The 22,739-nt window shown below is 58.3% G+C and carries 13 protein-coding genes, 1 tRNA gene and 2 pseudogenes; 6 read left to right on the forward strand and 10 right to left on the reverse strand.

Annotated elements, in window-relative coordinates; translation table 11 throughout:
- The 4 genes from VAE57_RS18395 (at position 1) to VAE57_RS18410 (ending at position 6,952) form a co-directional block, all read left to right on the forward strand.
- Positions 1-2,229 carry a hypothetical protein gene (locus VAE57_RS18395; protein ID WP_322823282.1) on the forward strand — a complete coding sequence of 743 codons (2,229 nt, stop codon included), beginning with the start codon at positions 1-3 and terminating at the stop codon, positions 2,227-2,229.
- Between the two features lie 3 nt (positions 2,230-2,232).
- The gene (locus tag VAE57_RS18400; RefSeq protein WP_322823283.1) at positions 2,233-3,354 is read left to right on the forward strand and encodes a glycosyltransferase family 4 protein; all 1,122 of its coding nucleotides are present in this window, start codon (positions 2,233-2,235) and stop codon (positions 3,352-3,354) included.
- Between the two features lie 49 nt (positions 3,355-3,403).
- The gene (locus VAE57_RS18405; RefSeq protein ID WP_322823284.1) at positions 3,404-4,627 is read left to right on the forward strand and encodes a glycosyltransferase family 4 protein; all 1,224 of its coding nucleotides are present in this window, start codon (positions 3,404-3,406) and stop codon (positions 4,625-4,627) included.
- Positions 4,628-4,915: 288 nt separating this feature from the next.
- Positions 4,916-6,952 (forward strand): cation:proton antiporter, encoded by a 2,037-nt coding sequence (locus tag VAE57_RS18410; protein ID WP_322823285.1) that lies wholly within the window; start codon positions 4,916-4,918, stop codon positions 6,950-6,952.
- A gap of 273 nt (positions 6,953-7,225) precedes the next feature.
- On the opposite strand, the gene VAE57_RS18415 is transcribed toward VAE57_RS18410, so the two are convergent.
- Together VAE57_RS18415 and VAE57_RS18420 are read right to left on the reverse strand one after the other, a co-directional pair.
- Positions 7,226-9,919: a beta-galactosidase gene (locus VAE57_RS18415; RefSeq protein WP_322823286.1), complete on the reverse strand. Its 2,694-nt coding sequence runs from the start codon at positions 9,917-9,919 to the stop codon at positions 7,226-7,228.
- Positions 9,920-9,958: 39 nt separating this feature from the next.
- The gene (locus VAE57_RS18420; RefSeq protein ID WP_322823287.1) at positions 9,959-11,869 is read right to left on the reverse strand and encodes a glycoside hydrolase family 31 protein; all 1,911 of its coding nucleotides are present in this window, start codon (positions 11,867-11,869) and stop codon (positions 9,959-9,961) included.
- Between the two features lie 420 nt (positions 11,870-12,289).
- Between VAE57_RS18420 and VAE57_RS18425 the strand changes: the two genes are divergently transcribed.
- Together VAE57_RS18425 and VAE57_RS18430 are read left to right on the forward strand one after the other, a co-directional pair.
- Complete coding sequence (locus VAE57_RS18425) at positions 12,290-13,309, forward strand: LacI family DNA-binding transcriptional regulator (protein ID WP_322823288.1); 1,020 nt, start codon at positions 12,290-12,292, stop codon at positions 13,307-13,309.
- A 54-nt stretch (positions 13,310-13,363) separates the two neighbouring features.
- Positions 13,364-14,470: an ABC transporter ATP-binding protein gene (locus VAE57_RS18430; protein ID WP_322823289.1), complete on the forward strand. Its 1,107-nt coding sequence runs from the start codon at positions 13,364-13,366 to the stop codon at positions 14,468-14,470.
- Positions 14,471-14,566: 96 nt separating this feature from the next.
- Here the strand turns inward: VAE57_RS18430 and VAE57_RS18845 are convergent.
- The 8 genes and pseudogenes from VAE57_RS18845 to VAE57_RS18475 all read right to left on the reverse strand — a co-directional run bounded on the left by VAE57_RS18845 (position 14,567) and on the right by VAE57_RS18475 (position 22,634).
- A pseudogene (locus VAE57_RS18845) lies at positions 14,567-15,476 on the reverse strand (Bpu10I family restriction endonuclease).
- Positions 15,473-16,714, reverse strand: coding sequence for a DNA methyltransferase (locus VAE57_RS18445; protein WP_322823292.1), 1,242 nt, complete (start codon positions 16,712-16,714; stop codon positions 15,473-15,475). Before VAE57_RS18445 ends, VAE57_RS18845 begins: the two are co-directional and overlap by 4 nt.
- A gap of 45 nt (positions 16,715-16,759) precedes the next feature.
- The gene (argC, locus tag VAE57_RS18450) at positions 16,760-17,761 is read right to left on the reverse strand and encodes an N-acetyl-gamma-glutamyl-phosphate reductase (RefSeq protein ID WP_322823293.1); all 1,002 of its coding nucleotides are present in this window, start codon (positions 17,759-17,761) and stop codon (positions 16,760-16,762) included.
- A 374-nt stretch (positions 17,762-18,135) separates the two neighbouring features.
- Positions 18,136-18,546, reverse strand: a complete 411-nt coding sequence (locus tag VAE57_RS18455; RefSeq protein WP_322823294.1) for a DUF2237 domain-containing protein — start codon at positions 18,544-18,546, stop codon at positions 18,136-18,138.
- Between the two features lie 512 nt (positions 18,547-19,058).
- Positions 19,059-19,331 (reverse strand): tetratricopeptide repeat protein, encoded by a 273-nt coding sequence (locus VAE57_RS18850; RefSeq protein WP_416208478.1) that lies wholly within the window; start codon positions 19,329-19,331, stop codon positions 19,059-19,061.
- 481 nt (positions 19,332-19,812) lie between these two features.
- A pseudogene (locus VAE57_RS18465) lies at positions 19,813-21,471 on the reverse strand (CHAT domain-containing protein); the annotation flags it as partial.
- A gap of 519 nt (positions 21,472-21,990) precedes the next feature.
- The gene (locus tag VAE57_RS18470) at positions 21,991-22,260 is read right to left on the reverse strand and encodes a hypothetical protein (protein ID WP_322823296.1); all 270 of its coding nucleotides are present in this window, start codon (positions 22,258-22,260) and stop codon (positions 21,991-21,993) included.
- A 298-nt stretch (positions 22,261-22,558) separates the two neighbouring features.
- Positions 22,559-22,634, reverse strand: a tRNA-Gly gene (locus VAE57_RS18475).
- Positions 22,635-22,739 lie beyond the last annotated feature (105 nt).

Raw genomic sequence — 22,739 nt, forward strand, 5'->3', positions numbered from 1 at the left:
ATGCGAGAACACCAAAGCCTGTTGACGGCGTCTGTTCGTCCGTGGCATTTCCTGAGCGATACGCAAAAAATAGCCTTGATGCGGACAGGAGCAGCGTATCTGGCGATCACGCTCCTGGTGATTGGGATCAACTGGTTGCTGGCGAATGTTGGTCAACCGTTGACTCTTGCTCCGGCGAGTGCCAGCCGCTGGCTGCTGGCCGGCTTGAACCAGGTCGAAACGAGTGAATTTGGTGATTTTCGCTGGACAGATGGCGAGAGCCGGGTATGCGTTGATGGGATTGGTTATGCTCCGCGCAGTCTGGTGCGGGTGCGGCTAGCGGGTGGCTACGCTCGTACCCTTGGTACGGAAACCGTCAATCTGCACGTCGGGCAGGCAGCGCCGGTCGTTGTTGCGCTAACACCAGAGTTGCGTCGTTACACGCTGTTGACCGGTTCTGACCAGCAACCGGGGGCAGCGGTGTGTCTCACTATTCAGAGCAACGCAGTCCGCGATCCGAACAATCCGCGCTGGCTCGGCGTTCCCTTCCACGGCTTGACCGTCCAACCACTTTCGGCGGCAGGTGCCGTAATGCCGGCGCCACAGGCGTTGGCCGTTGGCCTTGCACTGGCGATTGGCTGGCTGGTAATCTTGCATCTGAGTGGCGTACCGCTCTTGCTGGCAACCATCATAGTGACGTTTGGCAGTGGTCTGATCGGGTACAGCCTGGCCGCCGGGCTGGTACCATTCGGCGCCGGCACCCTGCGCTGGGCCTTGCCAACGGTTGGCGGTATCTGGATGGGTGTGGCCGGCCTGGCAATAGCCCGCCGTTGGCCGCTGCGTCAGGATTGGCTCAATGAACTGACTACCATCCTCTTCTGGAGTATTGCCATTCTCGGCGCATTCTGGCTGCTGCAACAGATCAGTGGCCACAGCGGAGTCTGGCCACTCAAATCACGGATCGATCCTTCACCAACGTGGTGGGTGGTATTGCCGATTGCGGTTGCTATCATCTGGTTCGTGGTCGGCTTCCGCTGGCTGCACCGTCCAATCGCTCCGGTACCAGTGGTGGCGTATACCCTGATCGGTGCATTCAGTCTGCCGGTTTTATTTGACATAACTGTTCATGGACTGGATGCGCCAATTGCTCTCTTTCGTGACAGCCCCTACGAATACCTGCGCGACACGCCGCAGGTGGCCGGTGATCCGCTTGGTTTTCTAGCCAACTTCGAGACGATTGCCCCTGGTCTTTCGGTGCACGGCAGCACTCACCCACCGGGCGCGATCCTGTTCTTGTGGCTGATCGAGCAGCTTTTCGGTGCGGGGGCGGTGGCAACTAGTTGGATCACGATTGTTCTCACCGCCTGCCTGCCGTTGATTGCGGTCTGGCTTGGCTGGCAATTGGGAGGGAGTCGGCTGGGATTGATGGCAGGCATGATCGCCGTTGTGCTTCCCGGTCAGATGGTGTACGGTGTCACTTCGCTGGATGGCGTGTTCAGTCTGTTGATCGCCACCGGGGCAGCCGCCTTCTTTCTCGCCCTTGAACCACCGTATCGGTTGTGGCTGGCGGTCGTTGCTGGCCTTGCAATTGCTGCTGCGCTCTTTATGACCTACGCGGCCACTCAGCTCTTCTTCTTCGGCGTCGCCGCAGTCGGCTTCGCGCTGGTGCGTCATACATCGCGCCAGGGACGGCGCACGACGCTGATCGCTCTTATCCGCCAGGGTGCTGTGGCCGCCGGGATTATCATTGTCGTCTACCTGATCATCTTCGTAACCACCGGTTTCAATGTCGTCAGTGCATCACGAACGGCAACGATGATCAACGGCGAGATGATGGAGCGTTTTCGTGAATACGGGCCACCACCAACGCCGTTCCTGCCCCCCAGCTACGACTACTACCTGCGGTTTGCGGCAGCCAACCTGGTTTCGTATCTGGTCTTTCTGACCCCGTGGGCACTGGCTGCACTCAGCATGCTCTATCTGCGGGCAGGTAGCGTTGGCTGGCAACCACAGTGGGCCGCCTTACTGGGATCGCTTGGGGTCTTTGTCCTTGGTATGTGGCTGAGTGGTCTATTCAACCGCGAGGTTGAACGAATCTGGATGTTTACCTACCCGCTGGCGGCAGTTCTGGTGGCATACCAGATTGGTGATGGGTCGGAACGCCGGCAACGGTGGCGACTGGCAATCTATCTGGGTTTAACCCTGGCCTTGTTTGTGGTGATGAAATTGACGCTCTACACCATCTGGTGAGGTATGCGCATCGCTCTCTACAACCTGACCACCACCACCAAGATTGGTGGGGTAGAGAGTTTTGTCTGGGACCTGGCTCGCGAACTGGCCCAGCGCGGTCATGCGGTTGATATTCTGGGTGGGGTCGGGAATCGGCGCGAAACGGTACCGGGAGTACGTGTGCTTACCTTCCCGTTTATTTCGCGTCGCTTCTGGCAGGCACTCCCGCTGCTGCGCCGGGCTTATGCCGAAGCGAAGCTGCTGGAGCGGCTGACGATGGCAGTTGCCGCACTCCCCACGCTGGTGCGCGAGAGGTATCAGATTATCCATCTGCAAAAACCATACGATCTGGCACCGGCGCTGCTGGCACGCCGGCTCAGCGGAGCACGCGTCATCCTCGGTTGCCACGGCGAAGACTTTTACCGTGGCGATACCTGGCTGGCACGGCGGGTGGACGCTGCGGTCTCGTGTTCGCGCTTCAATGCACAAACGATTGCCAGTCGCTATGGCTTCATGCCAGAGGTGGTTTTCAACGGGATTGATACCAGTCTGTTCCGTCCGCAGCCACCCGATCCAACCCTGCGTGAACGGCTCGGTGTGTCGCCGACTGTACCCCTGCTACTCTTTGTTGGTCGGCTACAACCATGGAAAGGGGTAGAGACGGCAATTCGGGCACTCTGTTCCATCGATCAGGGAATCCTGCTGATTGCCGGTGATGGTGAAGATCGGCCACGGTTGGCGGCGATTGCGCGTGAACTTGGGGTGAGTGAACGGGTCCGCTTTCTGGGGAGTGTGCCGCGTCAGCATCTGCCGGCACTCTACGCTACCGTCGATCTGCTGCTGGCAACCAGCTATGCCAGCGAAACCTTTGGTATAGGGCCGGTTGAAGCGCAGGCGTGCGGGTTACCGGTTGTGGCAACCCGTTTTGGTGGCTTTCCTGAAGTCGTCGCCGACGGTCAGACCGGGCTACTGGTACCGCCTCGCGATCCGGCGGCACTGGCTGCGGCTGTCAACAGCCTGCTCTCCGATCCGGCACGCCGGGCAGTGTTGGCTGCGGCTGCGCCGGCGTGGGCAGCCCAGTTCGCTTGGCCGGCGGTAGTAGATCGGATCGAAGCAGTCTACCGGGCTGTTCTGCAAACCGACTGACAGTACAGTTTGCCGGTTATCGTTACTCTACAACAACGTGTGACAAACTATGCGCATTTTGATCATCGGCCTTGGTGGGATCAGTCGTCATTTTCGTAACTGGCCCGAACGCACTTTAGGCCAGGCACTGGTAGCCGCCGGGCATGAAGTGATGGCACTGACGTACTGGCAACCTGATCAGCCTCATCTTGGCCTTACAGCTCGCAGGGAAGAGATCGATGGTATCGTGGTACGGCGGGTGCGACCACAGCTCTGGCCCGGTCACGAAACAATTGCTGCGCTCGAGTCGTTACCGCGTCCCGACATTGCCCACGTCATCCATCCACGCAACGTCCTGGCATTGCAGGCTGTACGCTGGTTGCGCAGGCACAACATCCCCATCGTGTGGACATGGCTCGGCCCCTACCATGATCGCTGGCTGGTTGACGACCGGGAACGGCCTTACGAAGCTCCCATGCATCCCGAACGGTTAATCTACTCATTGCCGCAGCTCATTCGGCGTAGCCTGCGCGACTGGCAGTGGCGCGATCACTGGCGCAACTACGCCATTCACCGTCCGTTGCGCGATGTCGCTGCCTTCATCCCCTGTTCGCACCACGAAGCGCAGGTGTTGCACTCCCTTGGTTTCAATCAGCCGATGACGGTCATTCCGCTCTGGCTCGACATGCAATTTATGAACGGGCCAGCGCCGACGCTGGAACCGCCCTTCACCTACCCGATCATTCCCTACATCGGCCAACTAACGCCCCGCAAAGGCTATGATTTATTGGTTGCCGCAATGCCGACGATCATTGCTCGCTATCCACAAGCCAGCTTCGTCTTCGTTACCCATAACCCTGCGCAACGTGCCGAGCTGCAACGGCTAGCTGGCGAGGCCGGCGTAGCGGCAAATCTCCACTTTCTCGGTACGCTGAGTGAGGCACAAAAGCTCGCCCTTCTGCGAGCCAGTGCCGTCTTACCGTTTCCATCACGCTACGAAGGATTTGGGCTGCCTGTCCTGGAAGGCATGGCCGCCGGTGTACCGGTCGTCAGTACTGATATTCCGGTCATTAATGAGCTTATCCGCAACGGGGAAGATGGTCTGCTTGTGCCCTACAACGATGCGCATGCGCTGGCTAACGCAATCCTTCGTCTGCTCGATGATGAGACACTGCGTGCCCGGATCATCGCTGGTGGACGGCAAGCGATCGCCGAACGGTTTGCACCACAGCGATTGGTTACTCAGGTGTTGGCAGTGTACGAGCAGGTGGTCAGAAGTGGACGAGCGCAGTAAAGTATCCTATACCCATCGACATCACCGGTGAAGATAGCAATAAGCACGGCCTGAAAGTCTGCATCTACCTCTGCTACCCACTTCCCTACCTCCTATTTCCTACTCCCTACTCCCTACCTCCCACTCCCCACCCTCCTACCTCCTACTTCCTATTTTCTCCTTTTTGACAGACAGCGCTACATTCTTTATCATAACAATACTCTCCCGCATTTACGCCATGCTGCGTACATTTTTTCCGTTCCCCGTTAGACTGAAAAAGATGTTGCTTTTTGTGATTGGAGTAGAGCAATGCATCAAGATATTTCATTGTTGGCAAATCTGGCTATTGCACTGATGGTGGCCTTCGCCGGTGGGTTGCTGGCCCGTAGAATTGGCTTGCCGACTATCGTCGGCTACCTGCTGGCCGGGATGGCCATCGGCCCATTTACCCCTGGCTTTGTCGGTGATGTTGAAGACCTCAGCCAGCTTGCCGAGATTGGCGTGATCTTTCTCATGTTCGACGTTGGCCTCCATTTTTCTCTGAAAGATTTGTGGGCTGTGCGCCAGGTAGCCTTGCCGGGCGCAATCTTACAGATGACGATTGCCACTGTGCTGGGGTTTGCGCTCAGCCGGATGTGGGGATGGGCGCCGTTGTCGGGCCTGATCCTTGGTCTGTCTATCTCGATTGCCAGCACTGTGGTGCTGTTGCGGGGATTGATGGATAACGGCCTGTTGAGCACCAGTGCCGGACGGATCGCCGTCGGCTGGCTGGTGTTGGAAGACCTGGCAACGGTGTTGATCCTGGTGTTGTTGCCGATTCTCTTTGGTAGTCAGGGAGAGCAATCATTCCTGTCCGGAACCTTCTCGCTGCTAAAGACCGCGCTGTTTTTGGTTGTGATGCTCTTCATCGGCAGACGGCTCTTACCAAGGCTACTTGACATAATTGCAAACACCCGATCCCGCGAGTTGTTCATTCTCGCTGCCGTTGCAATTGCCCTGGGAACAGCGTTCGGTGCTGCTGCGTTCTTCGGTGTCTCGCTGGCTCTGGGGGCATTTCTGGCCGGTGTGGTGCTGAGCGAGTCGCAGTTTAGCCATCAAGTCGGCGATGATGTGCTCCCCTTCCGCGAGACATTTGCTGTGATCTTCTTCGTCTCGGTGGGAATGATTGTGAACCCGCTGTACTTGTGGGCAAATGCTGCGCAGGTGCTGACCCTGACTGCGCTGATTGTGCTGGGAAAGGCGTTTTTCACCCAGTTGCTCGGTTTTATGCTGCCGGCCAGTGGCCGCACAATGCTGATCGTCGCTGCCGGTCTCAGTCAGATCGGCGAGTTTTCCTTCATTCTGGGAAAAGCTGGGATGCAGCTTGGCCTGCTCTCGCAAGACCAGTACTCGCTTATTCTCGCCGGCTCGCTGCTGTCGATTATGGTGAATCCGCTGATGTTTCGTTCCATCAAACCCATTGAACGTCTCATGCAGCGACTGTCGCCGCGCCTCTGGGAGCGCTTCGACAGCCATCCCCTCCAGCCCGCCGATCTGGCCCTCCCCAAAGAGGGGCATGTGGTGGTGGTTGGCTATGGGCGGGTTGGTCAACACATCGTTACCGTTCTTGAACGGCTGGGAATTCCGCGCCTGGTGGTTGAGATCGATTCGGGACGGGCGGCTGAGTTTAATGCCCGTGGCGTTCCCACGCTCTTTGGTGATGCTGCCAATTCCGACGTGCTGATCCACGCCGGGCTGGATCGGGCACGGACGCTGGTGGTGACCCTGCCCGACGAAACGGCAACCGAGATGGTGGTGGCCGCGGCGCGCAAGATCGCGCCGAATCTACCGATCATTGCCCGTGCGGCAACAACGAAGGGGGTGGGTCGACTGCTCAATCTCGGTGCGCACGATGTCATTCACCCTGAACTGGAAGGTGGTCTGGAAGTCATGCGTCATACGCTACTCTGCCTGGGGTACCCGGCCACTCAGGTGCAGGGCTATACCGATGCTGTGCGGCGCGACGAGTATGACACCTCGGTCTCCAGTCCCGCCGAGCATCAGGCGCTTGATCAAATGGTACGCGCTGCACGCGGAATCGAGATCGCCTGGCGGCTGGTTGGCGAGCGCAGCCCAATTGTCGGCCAATCACTGGCCGAGGCGAATATCCGCGCTCGCACCGGCGCCTCGGTGATCGCGTTGATCCGCGATCAACAACTCATTGCTAACCCAAAGTCGAGTACCATCTTCCATCCCGGTGATCTGCTTGGCCTGATCGGTGAGAGCGAGCAGATCGCGGCTGCCGAGCAGTTACTGGCCGATACCCCGGCACCAGCGCTGGCGCTGGCCGAGGAGCCTACAGTGTAAGGGGTTTGTTCTTTTGTTCGTGTCACCCCGCCCCCAGCAGGTATGAGGCGTGGGACAGGGGATTAGGGCGTTCTCCGCATTATCCCCCCTCCCGACTCTCCCTGGGGGGAGGAGCCGGATGTTCCCCGCTGGGGAAGGCGGTGTGGGTGTTCCCCGCCCCCAGTGGGAGGGGGCGGGGGTGGGTGGTCTTTGCCTCTCCCCTTCCGCCCTCCCCCACTATGGGAGTATCCCCCTCTCCCGATCACAGCGCGGGAGAGGGTTCGGGGTGAGGGCCTACCCCTCATACACCAGCTCAAGCGCACCGCTCCGTGCCTGCTCGACGAAGAGCAGCAGTTCATTTTGGGCCGTCAGCCATGACACCGGCAGCTTATACTCCTCTTGTGGCCCAATCTGCCAGAAACGCCCGCAATTCTGGCCGTTGAGCCAGATTTGTCCTTTGTCGAGCGTGCCGGGGCGCACCGCCAGTCGGCGCAGGTTCGTCGGCAGGTCACTGTGCGCAAATACGGCCTGTACGAAAGCGGGGCCGGTTGGCGGCGCCGGTTGATCGCTCACCGTCACACCGGCCCGGAAACTCCAGCGCACCGGTAAGGGCCGCTCAGCGTCGTAGCTGATAAGGGTCGCTCGCCACGGTGCACCGGCGTAGTTGAGAATCTGCAAGGCCAGCGTGTTGATTCCTGGTCTGAGCAGGTCGGTGATGTCGGTGGCGATGAGGCCACCACTGCGGTGACGGCTGAAACGCTCAACGGCGATGCCATTGACGAAGAACGCACCCGAATTGCGGTCTCCGGTGATGTGGACGCGGTAGCGTCTGCCGGCAACAACTTCGATGGTGCGAATCAGCCAGACCATCGGCCCTGACCAGGCAAAGCGACCGAGATGCACGTTGACCGCATCGGGGCGGGCGGCCCATGGCTTGACGTTGGCAACGGCTTCACCGGCGAATTGTACCTCTTGCCAGTAGGCCGCCCAACCGTCCGAGATGTCGGCCTGGTTGCCATCAAGGTACAGGGGCGCCAGTAACCCTTTTTGTTCCCCCAGATTCAAGCCGTAATTGAAACGACCCAGGTTGTCGACCAACATCCGCAGATCGTGCCGACCGGCAGGCAGGCTGAGGGGCAGCGTGTAGCGTGGCCCATGCGGATGCGCACCGAGGACGCCGATAAATTCGCCGTTGAGCAACACAAGGGCGCGGTCGTTGAGTTCAGGTGCAGCCAGAATGGTATCTAACGGCGCGGTCAAGTCTACTTCCGCTCGATACCAGCCGTAGCCGTAAGGGCAGCCGATCTGTTCGAGAGGGACAGGGCCGGGAATCGGCTGCCAGTCGGTGTCAGCAGTCGCTTCCAGTACCGCAAAGGCGCGGGTTGGCAAAATTGTGCGCTGAACCGGCGCGGCTGCCGGTAACGGTTGACTACCGTAGCGTTCGGCCAGGCGTTGTGGCAGCAGCTCGATCAACAAAGCATGATCTTCCCAGGCCACTTCAATCCGGCGTCCGTCAGCCGTAATCCAGTACTCGATCTGGAGCGTCTGATCGCGTAAACGCACTCTGGCCGTCAGTCCGGCATCATCGGCGTGGATACCGACCGGTGGGCTGGGAAGTTGCAAGGTCAGTTTGCCCTGCTCACCCTCGTTGCCGTAGATAACCAGCGTGCCCTGATCGGGCCAGTAACCCAGGATGCGACCGGTATGGCTGGTGATGGTAATCCCGCTCTCGCCCAACGGCAGATTGGCAAAGATAGGCCGGATACTCGTCGGCTCAACTTCGACACTCAAGTGTTCGCCATCGGGCAGAAAGACCTCGTAACTGATCGCTTCCAGACCGGGATTCATCAGGAAGGTGGCACAGAAATGCTGCCACGCGGGTGGCGCCGAAGGGCCGGCGCGCACGGTGCGGTACGGCTGGACACCACCCTCACTCCGGCCGGCGACCGCCATCGGTGCTATCACCGTCATCCCACCGGGGAGGGCGTCGGCCAGCACTGCCGAAAGGTCGGCCCCGAAACAGCTCAGGAAGAGATGATGGCGGCGGGCAACCAGCGCCTTCGCGGTCAAACGACCATACTCATCCACCGGAGCATCATAGTCGTAGCTGGTCGTCATATGGATCAGGTCACCACCAACGGTACGCCCACCCCAGAAACCGAAATTGGTACCGCCGGCCCACATCCAGTGGCTGAAACCGGCACACCCCACGGCGGTAAGCTGGTGGAGCGTCATATCGAGTTTGGCCGCAGTCTTTCGGGTCTGCCGATGGCCACCCCAATTGTCAAACCAGCCACTCCACAACTCCGACACGATCAGCGGATTATCGGGCCAAAGCTGGCGGGTCTGCACTAGCTTCTCGGCAATCCCACTCCAGCCATTGCGAAACTCTGGATAGCCGGGCATTGCCCCCATACAGGTGTACTGTGGGACAACGATCCCGCGCTCTAGTGCGGCCTGAGCCAGTGTCTGCTGATGCGTGTCAGAGCCATACACTCCCGACGCCCAGTGCTCATTCTCAATCTGGCAGAGAATAATCGGGCCGCCGTGCGAATACTGGCGCGGCACCAGGATCGGCATCAGCGTATCGAACCAGCGTAACACTGCATCGCGAAACGCCGGATCATCGCTGCGCAAACGCATATCACCACTTGCCGTTAACCAGGCCGGCAGACCGCCATTCTCCCATTCGGCACAGATGTACGGGCCAGGGCGCACAATCGCTTTCAGGCCCAATTCGTGACACAAATCGAGAAACGCTCCCAAATCGGCTTCCTCGGCAAAATCGAATACACCGGGCTGTGGTTCGTGCCGGTTCCACGGGATCACCGTATCGATAGTATTGAGACCAGCCCAACGTGCCTGTTCGAGCAGCGGTCGCCACTCAGCTCGCGGCCAGCGAAAGTAGTGAACACAACCGGAGAGCAGATAAAAAGGCTTTCCATCAAGCTCGATACCGTTACGATACACGCGAACGGTGTGCTGCATATACACCTCACAGCTATGTTGTTTATGTGATTGACCGGTTCATTGGCCCAACGGTTCATCTTGTCGCTCGAAGAGCGGCATCTGCTCAAGCGGCGCCGGTACATCGGTGAGAGCGACTGGCCCTTGATGAATCGCACCACTCCAGTAGTCACGCCAGACCCCTGCCGGCAGGTAGACATCACGCCGTCGCTGACCGGGGCGAACAACCGGTGCCACCAGATAGCGAGCGCCGAGCAGGAATTGGTCATCGCAATGCAATGCCTGGGTATCCGTTGGCGCGTACCAGAAAAGGGGGCGTACAAGTGGTGTGCCGTCGCGCAGATTCTCTGCGATAAGCGTTGCCAGATACGGTGCCAGATCAACGTGGAGCTGCGCATACTGGCGGCAAATGGCATCAACCTCGGCACCATACTGCCACGGATGAACGCTGAATTGCATCGTTGGCAACAACGCACAAAGTTGCGTCCAGCGCACCATCAGCTCGCCATCCGGCACCTCATCCTGATACGCATTCCCACCGATCATATCCGGTAGCACAAATGGATAACCACACAGACCGAGCGTCAACGCCTGCGTCAGCACACTGTGTAGACCATTATCAATCCCCCAGCGACTCCACTTATCCCACTCACGGTAGAGGATGCCACGGCGCTGACCACGCCAACCGACGCGCACCTCGGTATAGGCAAAGTGATCGGCCACAAATTCGGTGTAGCGGTCGGCATAACGACGGCGCGGCTCGCGGGCATAACAGATGGCGTCAGGCGGGATAAAATTGGCTTCACCGGCATCAAACTTAAACCCGTCGACCCCGGTTTCAGCCTGAAGAGCACGTAATTCACTGAGCCACCAGTCTACCGCTTCAGGATTGGTCACATCGAGGACACCGCCGTAGCCCTGCCACCACCGTACCAGATACGGTGCATTGTCGGCGGGATGACGGATCAAATACCCTCGCCGCGCCGCTACCGCAAAGGCCGGATCGGCCGGATCGAAAAACGTTGGTGTCCAGAGCGTCACCTTAAAGCCGGCTGCGTGCAGTTCATCCACCATCGCCCGCGGATCGGGAAATTTCCGCGGATCGAACACATACGCTCCATAGCCCCGTTGCCAGCGATCATCAATCTCCAACACCGAGTAGGGATAACCACGGGTGACAATCTGAGCCGCAAAATCAGACACATCCCGTTGCGTGACCGGCATCTTATAATGCGCCCAGGTCGTCCAGATCGGACGGCTGAACAACTCCAGCGGTGGGGCAGCAGCCGGTCGCCCTAACAGCGGCAACGCTGTGTAAAACGCAGCCGGTGCATTGGCCGCCAGGATCACCTGGGCGACCAGGGCCGGGCCAGGTGCAGCATAGCGCTCATCGAAGCCGAGCGTAGGCGGTGGTGGTGCCTCGCGAGCAGTGATACGCAGCAAACCGTCACCGTCGCGGTTCATCGTCACTGCCAGCTCTCCATCACCCTCTTCCAGCCAGATTGCGGCACCGGCAGCATTCAACCAGAAGGGGGTCACGATATTCAACGTACCGTCACGACCGTGGTCAATCGGCTCAAATGGATCGGAGATCACCACGCCACGGTCGAGCGGCCAGTGCTGAAACACGCGCTCACCCATACCATACCAGGGGCGTCCTGGTTCAAGTTGCCATTCAACCCGCAGTGCCGGCAGATGGGGCGGGCCAGACCAGATCAAGCGAAAGCCGATGGGAGTCGTCTCAATCGTCAGGCGCAGTACCACTTCCGGGCGCGTGGTCGCATAGTGAAGACGGGCCTGATGGTCGGTAACATCAGCACTCACGACACCAGTAATCGGTATATCCGTACCGTAGGCATACGCCGTTACCCCTCGACAGCACAAGACTGTGTGACCCTCGTGAGTAAAGATAATCTGACCGTGACCATCGAACGTAGCGGTACCGGCTGGGCCGTGAATGACATGTTGCATGACCGTATTCTCCATATCACTTCAGTACACGCACTGATAATACCAGATAGCGGCAAATCTGGGGTGAACTCTGGAGAGTGATAGGATATTTTCACCACAGCTACTGAATTGATTGCCTTTCCCGTACATCATACACGTGTCGCAGCGTTTGGCGTGCGGCAGCCACGCTGCCGCGCCAGCCGTGCTTCGTAGCAGGCGCGTGTCACGCCGGACCCTACCGGTCACGGCAATGCTGTGTGTACTCGTCACGATCATGAGATGATTAACGAGATAACTTCTACCACCACATCCTCTGTGTCTCTGTGGTAAACCTATCACTTGCGCTAAGGTGAACTCATCCCTTGACATCCACACATCGACGTGCTATACTCGGCTTAATCGTTTAACTGCTTAATCGTTTAACTAACGAGCGAGAAGACCGTGGCTACGATCAAAGATGTTGCCCGCCGGGCACAGGTGTCAACCGCAACCGTCTCCTATGTCCTCAACGGGACCGGTGTGGTTAGTGAACCAACCCGGGCGCGCGTCTTGGCCGCGGTCGCCGAGCTGGGGTACCAACCCAACCACAGTGCGCGTGCCCTGCGCACTCGCTCGCACACTATCGGCATTGTCGCTCCCGGCATTGCTGGCCGTCTAGCCGACCCAGCGACCGCCGAACTCCTGGCTGGTTTAAGCGAGGCAGCTACCACAGCCGGCTATTGCCTGTTGATCGCATCCCCCACTCCTGCCGAATCCGAAGACGAACTGGCGTTGCGACTGGCCCGTAGCGGTCGGGTTGATGGCTTGGTCATCTTCGATCTCCGTCGCAACGACGAGCGACCAGTGCGCCTGGCGGCTGCCGGCGTTCCCACCATTGCTATCGGCGCTCCGACTCCCGGCCTCGCCTGTCCGGTGGCCGGTTTTGATCTCCGTGCCGGTGCTGAACAGGCCGTCAATCACCTGGTGCGGCTTGGTCATCGTCGCATTGCCCTCATCACTGCCGCCTCTGATCTCAGCGTGAGCGAGCACTTCTACGCCGGCTATCGGGCTGCACTCCATGCTCATAGCATCCGCCGTGAAGCGGTGCTGGTAATCGAAGCCGGCAGCAGCGAAGACGATGGTGTCAATGCGATGCAGGAGTTACTGGCAATGCGGACACCACCGACAGCAGTGCTGGCGGCGTCTGATACGCTCGCCTTCGGTGCTATGCACGCCATCCGCGATGCCGGTTTGACGGTGGGGAAGGATGTTTCAGTTGTTGGTTGTGATGATTTGCCCCTGGCTGCTCACACCTATCCGCCGCTTACCACACTCCACGCTCCGCATCGTGAACTTGGTACGGTGTTAGCCCGCCACCTGATCGGGCTGGTTGAACGGCGTAACGTGCCGGAGGTGATACTTCTGCCGTTACGCCTGATTGTTCGTCACTCCACTGCTGCACCGGTGCGTGTAGCCGGTTGAGGAATATATCGGTTCTTGTGGCGAGGCGTCTCGCCTCACAAAAGGAGTCAGGAAATGGCCTCGATTAAGTATGACCACGTCTGGAAGCGCTTCGGCGAAGTAACCGTGCTCAAGAATCTCGACCTTGACATTGCCGACGGTGAATTTCTGGTGCTGGTTGGTCCTTCGGGCTGCGGAAAATCAACCGCTCTCCGCTGCCTGGCCGGCCTGGAAGAGATCACCGAGGGCCGCATCTTCATCGGTGACCGTGATGTGACCGACGTGCCACCCAAGGATCGCGACATTGCAATGGTCTTCCAGTCGTATGCTCTCTACCCCCATATGAGCGTCTACGACAACATGGCCTTCGGTCTCAAACTCCGTCGCGTTCCCAAAGCCGAAATCGACCGTCGGGTGAAGGAAGCGGCAGAGATGCTGAGCATCGGCCACCTCCTCGACCGCAAACCTAAAGCGCTTTCGGGTGGTCAGCGCCAGCGTGTCGCGTTGGGCCGTGCCATCGTCCGCGATCCCGCCGTCTTCTTAATGGACGAGCCACTCTCCAACCTTGACGCCAAGCTGCGCGTGCAGACCCGCGCCGAGATCAGCAAGCTTCACCAACGCCTCAAGACTACCTTCATCTACGTAACCCACGACCAGACCGAGGCGATGACCATGGGGTCGCGGATTGCCGTCATGCGTGATGGTATCTTGCAGCAGCTCGATACACCCCAGAACCTCTACGACCACCCGGCCAACATGTTTGTGGCCGGCTTCATCGGCAGCCCGGCGATGAACTTCTTCGAGGCGCGCCTGGAGCGCACTGATGGCGGCGTGAGTGTGGTCGTCGGCAAAGATTTCGTCTTACCGGTGCCGACCAGCAAGCTCGATCACGTTAGCAGCCACATCGGCAAGAACATCTACTTCGGCATCCGCCCCGAAGACCTGCACGATGCGCATTTCGTGCCCCGTGGTGTTGATGAACGGGCGAAGGTTAACGCAGCGGTCAATGTGGTTGAGCCGATGGGAGCCGAGATCTATGCCTACGTTGAAAACAGCGGCAAAGAGTTCATCGGCCGCTTCGATCCGCGCTCGAACGCTCGCACCGGCCATACCATCGAAGTGGTCTTCGACATGGAAAAGATGCATATTTTCGACCGCGAAACCGAAAAGGCATTGACATAATTGTGCTAAAGAATCTGGGAGGGGCAGGGATTGTCCCTGCCCCTCCCCGGCAATCAGTTCACCGCGCTTGCCGGTGCAATGATGGACCGCACCGCGTTAAAACCATCCACGTGCAAGCACATCACGCTCATCGGGACTGCGGTCTTCGAGGAGCAATCTCACGTGTGTCAAAAATCGCTCGAACACATCCACAGCAAAGGGATTATCGTTGAGATACCTGGCATACAACGCTCGTCCGGCTGCACGTCCTGCATATGACGCGAAGAGACCACGAGTCTGCGCTCCTAAACGTCTGGCTTTGCGAAGAATAAGAACTTCATCAACATCTGTCCCCGCTGTACTTACCGGGATCATATCAAGCCATTCACAGATGATCAGGTACTTTGCGCCTGGAACCACCGTTTTGACATCATGAGCTGTGGCACAGGCTTCTTGAAACATTGTTTTATCCAGATTTGTCTTACATTCGGCGCAGAGATGCAAGACTTACCTCAAGTTGATCAACCCCTTGAGCGTAGTGAGGATCAAATGACGCTTTCAGGTACATTTGCCTGGAAATGGTAAAATCATGATCCTTCGTTCGTATTCTTGCTTTGGGTGATGTACTTATCATTCCTGCGGTTGACGTAAAATATATTGCACCAAAGCACGATTTCATTCCCAGGGCAAGAGTATCTGGAAAGTCAGGAAACGCTATTGATACTAAGATCGGTAGAAACTCTTCAACAACAGTGTTATCAAGTTTAAGCTGACCTTTTTGTCGGTACAAAAAGTCATTTTCGCTGTCAAATACAATATCGAGATCAAGAAATAGCCGGTATTCATTCAATAAACGAACTACTTCTTTCACAACATCGTTGGTACCGCGAGGTAAGTTAATCAAAGTTTGGCGCCATGTTTGATAACGACTAACAGCTCGTTCAATGCGCTCTCTGTCACCAGATGGTAACTTTTCATTCTGCAAAAGAGCACGTAACTTATTGCCATGCGGAGCAGGATACATCATAACAGTACTTCTCTGATTCTCGTTGGATCCAACACTGGTGATGGAAGTATCTCAGAAAGGCGGTTTATTGCGTCAGCGAGAAATATCCTCCGGTCAGCAGGAGTACGCTCAAACGCTTCATTCAGAACCTCTCCGGCAATGGAACGTGCCTGTTGGATAAGCATATCTTGCGAGGGTAGTTTCCGATCCGAAGGTGGGGTGAGATGGAGAATATCTTCATAGATTCGTTGTCCAAATCTGTTACTAAAAAAACGTTCCTGCTTTAAATGGATATGCATGCCCAGTACACGAACCGCAATCTGCTCGACAATGTGACCGTTAGCAAAGGGAGTCTTTTGCACACGTGACTCCCGGCCGAGGACAAGAATGATGCGAGCAGACCTCCTGCACACCCGGCATATCTCTCCGAGCATGAGCGCTATATCAATACAATACTGGATGACCGTTAGAAAACGATTTTGCCTGAATTTCCGATTGGCACCGATTTCTGATTGTCCAGCAACCAACGGATTCCATCCGAGTACCTCGATACCGGTCCGGGCGTTGTGGTGATAATTGAACACGTTCAAGTAGGGCGGCGAGGAGAGTACGAAATCAACCGATTCGTCGGGAAGGTCTATTCGGCGAGCGTCGCCAAACAGCGCTTTGATCGGCGTATTACTGTAAGGCAGGTTCAGAATAATGTGACGGACCGATGTCCATGCCTGGTAAAGTGCATTCTCATCAGATGCATCACCATTGAGCATGACAACAAGAGCGTCGAGCAGGATTCGTATCTGAACATCTGGAATTGTCCGCACCCAATCGAAACCATGCGTCTGTTGGTGAGTAGGATGTCTGAACAACGGCATCACAAAAGCATTCGGATGCACCCGTGTGAGCAGGTCTTCTACGTTACGCACAAGGTTATATCGTTCAGCCACCGGCAGCGTGCAGCACTCGTAAAGCCGGGCAAGTACGTAAGCCGCAGGATTAACGTCAATACCGTAAACGGGTGACCCTAAATGAGCAGCTTCGTACAACACAGTTCCACTTCCCATGCAGGGATCGAGAACAGTTCCACCCTGGGGAGCGTATGACTGCAACAGTACCTCAACGAGTTGGGGGGAGAACTGACCACGCCACGGTAAAAGGTTTTTTCGCGATCTGGTAGCAATATTCAAAACCTCTTGCGGGAGTGGCGTATCGAACGGCAGGACCTCTCTCCGTTGGGTATGGTATGCTATCGGTGTCTTCATAGCTTCAGCGTCGCGATCAAGGGCAGGTAGACATATAACCTGCCCCTACCCCATCAACCCCACCGTCTCAGCAAACCCCAGCAACAGATTCATATTCTGCACTGCCTGACCGGCGGCACCCTTTACCAGATTGTCGATCACCGCAACCAGAATCGCCCGGCTTGGCTCAACCATCTGATAACCGATGACCACATGGTTTGTGTGCTGTACGTGGCGCAGCTCCGGCAACCGTCCGCCCGGCAAGACATGGACGAAAGGCTCAGTCGCATAAGCATCAGCATACACTGCGGCCAGCGTTGACTCGTCAACCTCCGGTTTTAATTTGACATAAATTGTCGAAAGAATACCACGGAAGACCGGCAATAAATGGGGGGCAAAGATGATATGCAGGCCGGTCTCCTGCTCCATTTCGGCCAGATGACGATGGACACGCCCGACATTGTAGGCGCTGAAGGTTTCATGGGTTTCGCCGAAGTGGGTCTTGAGCGACAGCGAGCGGCCGGCGCCGGAGACGCCTGACTTACTATCAACAATCACCGTCGAGTCGGCAAGCAGATCGGCGCGCACCAGTGGCACTAGCGGCAGAATGGCGGTCAATGGGTAACAGCCGGTATTGGCAACCAACCGCGCCTGCCGGATTCGCTCGCGATGCAGCTCAGGCAATCCGTACACGGCCTGGGCGAGCAACTCCGGCGCCGGATGTTCCTTTCCGCGCCGCGCAGCGTAGACCTGCGGATCACTGATGCGAAAGGTGTCGGAGAAATCGACCACTCTGGCACCCGCAGCCAGCGCTCGTTGCACGATGGGGATCAAATCAGGGGTGTTATGGGGGAGACAGGTAAAGACGAGATCAACCGTCGCCGGATCGACCTCCTCCACCGCGGTCAATCGCAGATCGCTCAGGATCGGAAAGACCTCGCTCAGGCGCTGCCCGGCAGCAGAGCGAGCGGTTGCGAACCCTATCTCAACCTCCGGGTGGCGGGAGAGCAGTTTGATCAGCTCAATCCCGGTGTACCCGGTTGCGCCATAGATACCGACACGGGCCATTGGTGCGCTCCTTGTTCAATGAACGAATACCATCTCGTTCATTGTACCGTACTCTCTACCACGTGCGATCAGGCGCGATAGCGATCACAGCCGGGTGAATCTGGCCAAGCCGACGCAAGAACTTCAGAAAACGGGTAAACATACACATGCTCCTCTTGCCGACAACCGTACATCTGTGCGTGACGCTTCCCCGAGGCGCATCATTCCACAACGGGAAGTCATCGCTCGCACACGCTGCTTCACGCAGCCGCAAGCCGGACAGAACCGGCGGATGGACGGTCATCTTTTCTACTGATGCGCCATCTACAGCATAACATAGCTCCGTTAGACCGGCATCAGCCGAAAGGTAGAGATGTGTTAACGCAGCGATTAGACTACACCGTACCCATGTCCTCCTGCACATCCAACGCATGGGCCAGCAGCACTGCCCGTGGAATCACCGCGAGCGCAGCTTCGTGGGTTGCCGCGAGGATCACAGGTGGCGCGACGCCGGCCTCATAGGCTTCCAGCCAGCGCAGCGCGCAGAGACACCAACGATCACCCGGCTTCAGCCCTGGAAAGCGATATTCAGGTCGGGGCGTGATCAGGTCGTTGCCACGGGCACGGCTAAAGTGCAGAAACTCCGCCGTGACCTGCGCACAGACGACATGCAAACCGACATCGTGCGGGCCGGTGTCACAACAGCCAGTTCGGAAAAAACCGGTCACAGGTTGCTGACTGCACAGCGCCAGTGGGCCACCCAACACATTACGGGCCGCTGCTGGTTCCTTGCCATTTGTTGACATAAATAACTCCTGGCTAGCGACAAGCATCCAATGTATGGTTAGGGTGAATATCGCAACACCTTCGTCTTCCTTCATGGTACCAGCAAACAGTGCGCGTGTGGCCCAATAGCAGGGTGTTCAATAGCAGAGCAGGGAACGGCGTTATAGAACATATTTCCTAAAAGCTGTGGGAAGGACTGACGACCATCTCCGGAGCCAGCGCACGCTGGATTGGGTGCCTTACCCGCGCATTATGCACGTGTCGCGACGTTTGGCGTGCGGCAGCCATGCTGCCGCAGCAGCCGTGCTCACGATCCAGCGTATGACCGCCGTCGACTATACTGGTCACGGGGATGAGGTTCTAGCGTTTCGTCCTACGCTGCTCAAGATAAGGCATCAAAAAGTAAACAGTAACTCTACAACTCTACAAACGCAGGTTTCTGGCGGTTCTATCGGGTATATGTCAGTGCAACATATCGGATGCTATGTTGCACTGACAGTTCCACCACCGGAGAAGTAATGACGGGTTCTGCTTACCCTTTGTTCAGGTCTGTCAGATTATTTCGTATGATGTGGGTTTGCGGGTGGTCGGGGCCGAGGCTGCGTTCGGCAATTGCCAGCGCCCGTTCCCAGAGCGGACGGGCCGCCGCGTACGCCCCCTGGATATAGAGCAACCAGCCGGTTGTTGTCAGCAGCCGTGCTGCCAGCACCTCCGTCAGCCGATCCGTGTGCCGGCACAGCTCCTCCAGATGTGGCCGGTAGGGTGTCCCTGCCAGCCAGCAGCGTCTGATCCAGGTCCTGGGCATCAATCACGGCCAGCGTTGCATTCGCAGTGGCAGTGAGCGTCGCTGCCGGTTCCGGGTCACGCGCACGGCCAAAAGCGGCAATCAGGCGGTGAAGCTGTACCTCGCGCCGGTCAATCAGCCCAACCGCCCGCAGCCGGCGCAGGGCCGGGTCGGGAGACTGACCATCGCTCAAGGCGGTCAGGAGGGCGTCTGGTACCGGCAGCGGCGCCAGCCAGGTCAGCCGGTGGAACAGAATCAGCGCCGCAGCATCGTGCTCCGGGGCAAGCTGCGCGTAACTCAGCCTTAGTGCAGCAGCAACGCCACGCCGATATGCGGTTGGCAGGTCGGCATCAGCCGCCATCACGTCGGTCAGAGCCGGATCGACCAGCAGCAACTCCTGTACGCGCTGGTGATAGTCGACCAGTGCAAGCCGCAGGTTGTCGGCCAGGTAGGCACCGGCCAGCGCCAGGGCTAGAGGCAGGTCTCCCAGTTCGCCGCAGATCGCATCGGCAGCCGTCCGCTGCTGCGGATCGGCCAGCAGGGTCTCAACCGGTCGTTCCAGTTCATACGCCCGTGGTCCCAGCAATACCTGATAGCTCGCCGACCGATCCAGCGGACGCAATGGCAATTCGGTGACGCCATCAGTTGCCCGCCAGTCACCGCGCCGGCTGGTGACCAGTACCTGTGCACCACCAGTTGTAGGCCGCCACTGCCTCAGCAGTTCCTTATCCTCCAGGTTATCGAAGATGAGCAGGCGCCGCACCGGTGTCGCCCACGCCCGTTTGACGGCGGCCACCTGATCGTCCAGGCTTAATCCATTCCAGCCGGGCAGGTTCAGACCCGCAGACCCACCGCAGCGCGCCACCTGTGTTTTGATGTCCTCAGGGCTGACCATCGACAGCCAGAAGACGCCACCGGGGAAGCGGTCACGGAGCCGGTAGGCACACTCGCTGGCCAGTTGGCTCTTACCCACGCCGGCCATGCCATTGATCACCACCGTCATCGGCTCATCACCGCATAGCCATCGTTCGAGGTCGGCCAGCTCCTTATCGCGCCCCCGGAAGAGCGGGTTAGGCCGGTAGGGCACCAGGAACGGTGCACTATCAGGCTGGTGGGTCGGTGCGGACACCCAGAGCCGCCCATCACGCAACCGGCTGAACAGCGTCAATCCCCACCAGTCAGTGCGGCCATCCTGGCGGGCGGCTAGACGGGCAGCATTGAGGGCGCGGTCGATCTGGCCGTGCTGCTGGAGGTCACGGAACAGAACCGGAAAGCTACGCGCAGCCGTCGCCAGGGACAGGGTGCCATACGCGGCAATCACGGCCGGTGGGCCGCTCCGGGCGAGCAGCGGCCCCAGCGCCGTCAACGGCTGCCGGTCATCATCGCCGGCACCGGCACAACTGATCAACACCACCAGCCGTGGGCAGCGCTCACCAAGACTCTTGAGTATCGCCACCAGATCGGCACCGGATCGCCGGGCTACCCGCTGCTGCTCGTCGACCAGGAACAGCCAGGGTTGACTCTCAACCAGCGTCCCGTGGGCCACCAGCACCAGCACATCGTAGCCGGTGTACAACTGGTTCTGCACGTCATCCCAATTCGCAGCGATCACCGTCGTCTCCCAGCCTTCCAACGCCCCGCGGAGCAGGTTGGTGTACGCTGCATCAAGCGCCGGCAGGCGATAGGTCGCCGCATCAATCGGGTCGGCCACTGCCAGCAACACCCGCCGGACACTGGCTGGCGCAGGCGGGGTTGGTGTCGTATGGTCAACCGGCAACAACCGCGACCACCAGGCGTCAGCGTCGCAGCCGACCGGCAGCCCGCTCACCGGGTCGCGCAGCAACTCCCAGCGCAACCCCTGCAACGCAGCAGGTACAATGAGCTGCACCGACATCGCACGGGTATGGTTCCGGTTCTGCGCTGCCGCCCGCAACGCACGGTATTCGGCGACCGCCTGCGGATCGGCAAACAGCGCCTGACCCAGTGCGGCACCGTAGGCCTCGGGGTCACTAACCAGCAAGGCACGCAGCGTATCAACATCAAACGGCCCGCAGGGGAAGGTCTGAGGTGGACGATGACGCTGGTCATCGTCCAGTTCCAACCGCAGCTCGTAACACTGAGCGGTGGTCGGCGTAAGTTCGACGGTCAGGACGGCAGGCATTGTTGTCGTTGATGTCACACGAAAGATACTGTACAGGACAAGTATATCACATCACCGGGCGCGGTGCAGGATGGTGATGGGGCGAAATCACCACGGATCATCGCAGGCCAGGAGGTCGCTCGCAGGCTTACCGCAATGCGTGGTGGGTCGGTACGGTCATCATTGCATTTACCGCTGCACCGTACGCCTGAGTGTAAGCGCGGTAGGTATGGTGTGGTGGGCGGGCCGATACCACACCTCCGTGCTCACGCACGCTCATCACAACGACACCAGATATGCACCCTAATGGCTACTGCCTCAGACCGCACCGATGCAGGCTTGTGCACTCCCCTCTCCCGCGCTGCGGGCGAGGGGCCGGGGGTGAGGGCCGATACCACACCTCCGTGCTCACGCACGCTCATCGCAACGACACCAGATATGCATCCTGATGGCTACCGCCTCAGACCGCACCGATGCAGGTTTGTGCACTCCCCTCTCCCGCGCTGCGGGCGAGGGGCCGGGGGTGAGGGCGTGTACCCCCTATCCACCAGCCCGCAGTCGTCTGACGATATACCACAGTGCGACCGCAGCAATGAGCGTACCGGCGATACCGGCATACGCTATCTCAGCGGGTACGAAACTGATCAAAATGCTAGCCAGCAACTGAATAACTGCGAGCAGCAGTGCCATCATCAACGCCCAGCGTCGTTCATGCCAGAGACCAACCGCGCATACCAGCAGCAGAGTAGCAAAGACCAGCGCAGGCACACCAACGAAAACAATCACGACCTGTGCGGCCAGCTCCTCCATGCCCCGCCCCCCAGGTTGACCAGTCCAAACACAAGAGAGAGCAGCCCGAGGATTGCCCACAGCACACCGTACCCACCAACAATGATTGGAAACAGTTTGCTTCGCTGAGTTCGGTTCATTGTAACCTCCACGATTGAGATATAGAACGGCGTTTTGTGGATTGAATATTTATGTCAAATTAAGCGCCTGCCATACGGACAAAAACCATCGCCCGTCTTCATTCCGTTATAGTCCATCAAGAACAGCATTATCGCCGCAAATAAAACATCCCACCGCACTAGGTGGGACAGTTCATTACTGGAGCGGGCGACGCGACTCGAACGCGCGACCATCTGCTTGGAAGGCAGATGCTCTACCACCTGAGCTACGCCCGCACGGCCTTTAATGTAGCACAAAATGGCGGAGTCTGCAAGTGGTGAGGGGAATTTAGGAGAAAGAAAATAGGATATAGAAAATAGGGTATAGGAGATTTTGGCGTA

The sequence above is a fragment of the Chloroflexus sp. genome (assembly GCF_034434295.1).
GTDB lineage: Bacteria > Chloroflexota > Chloroflexia > Chloroflexales > Chloroflexaceae > Chloroflexus.

Excerpts from the sequence above, each read along its gene's own strand:
- VAE57_RS18395 (WP_322823282.1), top strand. The coding sequence starts at position 1 with ATGCGAGAACACCAAAGCCTGTTGACGGCGTCTGTTCGTCCGTGGCAT.
- VAE57_RS18400 (WP_322823283.1), top strand. The coding sequence starts at position 2,233 with ATGCGCATCGCTCTCTACAACCTGACCACCACCACCAAGATTGGTGGG.
- VAE57_RS18405 (WP_322823284.1), top strand. The coding sequence starts at position 3,404 with ATGCGCATTTTGATCATCGGCCTTGGTGGGATCAGTCGTCATTTTCGT.
- VAE57_RS18410 (WP_322823285.1), top strand. The coding sequence starts at position 4,916 with ATGCATCAAGATATTTCATTGTTGGCAAATCTGGCTATTGCACTGATG.
- VAE57_RS18415 (WP_322823286.1), bottom strand. The coding sequence starts at position 9,919 with ATGCAGCACACCGTTCGCGTGTATCGTAACGGTATCGAGCTTGATGGA.
- VAE57_RS18420 (WP_322823287.1), bottom strand. The coding sequence starts at position 11,869 with ATGCAACATGTCATTCACGGCCCAGCCGGTACCGCTACGTTCGATGGT.
- VAE57_RS18430 (WP_322823289.1), top strand. The coding sequence starts at position 13,364 with ATGGCCTCGATTAAGTATGACCACGTCTGGAAGCGCTTCGGCGAAGTA.
- VAE57_RS18445 (WP_322823292.1), bottom strand. The coding sequence starts at position 16,714 with ATGAAGACACCGATAGCATACCATACCCAACGGAGAGAGGTCCTGCCG.
- argC (WP_322823293.1), bottom strand. The coding sequence starts at position 17,761 with ATGGCCCGTGTCGGTATCTATGGCGCAACCGGGTACACCGGGATTGAG.
- VAE57_RS18455 (WP_322823294.1), bottom strand. The coding sequence starts at position 18,546 with ATGTCAACAAATGGCAAGGAACCAGCAGCGGCCCGTAATGTGTTGGGT.
- VAE57_RS18850 (WP_416208478.1), bottom strand. The coding sequence starts at position 19,331 with ATGCCCAGGACCTGGATCAGACGCTGCTGGCTGGCAGGGACACCCTAC.
- VAE57_RS18470 (WP_322823296.1), bottom strand. The coding sequence starts at position 22,260 with ATGGAGGAGCTGGCCGCACAGGTCGTGATTGTTTTCGTTGGTGTGCCT.